General features: G+C 65.7%; 2 pseudogenes. One reads left to right on the top strand and one right to left on the bottom strand.

The annotated features are described in order from the left end of the window. Positions 1–351, bottom strand: a pseudogene (locus tag AB4Z38_RS25640) (hypothetical protein); the annotation flags it as partial. Between the two features lie 345 nt (positions 352–696). Between AB4Z38_RS25640 and AB4Z38_RS25635 the strand changes: the two are divergent. Beyond that, positions 697–1085 (top strand): annotated as a pseudogene (locus AB4Z38_RS25635) (pyridoxal 5'-phosphate synthase lyase subunit PdxS); the annotation flags it as partial.

Below are 1085 nucleotides of genomic sequence, written 5' to 3'. Positions count from 1 at the left end.
TGACTGCCGTGCCGCCTGGGCTTCGCGCCGGGTCCGCTCCACGGCCTGGGCCGCTACGAGCTGCAAAAACTCCACCGTCCGGGAGATCTCCTCGACCGTGCCGGCGAAATCAGCGGCTTCGGGGAAAGCAAACAAGCGGGCGTCGGAGAAAGCAGCCGAACGCAGCGCATCCATCGCCGCCACCGCCAGATCAAGGCCGCTCGCTGGCGACGGCACGGCGGCGGCCGGGCGTTGCTGCCCGGCATGCCGGGCAGCAACGGGCTTCAAGCGGCGGGAAACCCGTCCCGGCGCCGCGATCCCGCCGTCGGGCGGGGCTGCCCGACGTGCCACGAGTTGACCGATGCCTTCCATGAATAAACCCTGTCACGAGGGTCTGACATTTTTAACCCAGCTAGCTAGCGATCGTGTCCTCGTCCTCATATCAGGCGGTCTGCGACGCCTGCCGGTGCCGGCAGAACTGCGTGGCCGAGGCTGGTAATCAAGTACGACGGGCACAGCGCAGGGGACTAGTATTGAAGTTACTTGGTCAATGTGACCTGGAAATCCGGTGTGCGCTGTGTGTGGCCCCTGTCCGCCTGCGCCCCGGCCAAGGTCTTCTATCTACCCATAGGGGTTTTTGTGTCTACACCTGATGTAAGCAACGAAGCCGGTTCGTCCGCAGCCAGCGTTACGGGCAGCAACCGCGTCAAGCGCGGTATGGCCGAGATGCTCAAGGGCGGCGTCATCATGGACGTCGTCAACGTCGAGCAGGCCCGCATCGCCGAAGATGCCGGTGCCGTGGCCGTCATGGCGCTCGAGCGGGTTCCCGCCGACATCCGCGCCCAGGGCGGCGTGTCCCGCATGTCGGACCCGGACATGATCGATGCGATCATCGCCGCCGTGTCCATCCCCGTCATGGCCAAGGCCCGCATCGGCCACTTCGTCGAGGCCCAGGTCCTGCAGTCCCTGGGCGTGGACTACATCGACGAGTCCGAGGTCCTGACCCCGGCCGACTACACCCACCACATCGACAAGTGGAACTTCACGGTTCCCTTCGTCTGCGGTGCCACCAACCTCGGCGAGGCGCTGCGCCGCATCAACGAGGG

This window comes from Arthrobacter sp. 2RAF6 (genome assembly GCF_052115205.1).
GTDB lineage: Bacteria > Actinomycetota > Actinomycetes > Actinomycetales > Micrococcaceae > Arthrobacter.
The sequence above is the reverse complement of the archived record's forward strand: the minus strand, read 5'-3'. Positions and strand labels throughout refer to the sequence as shown.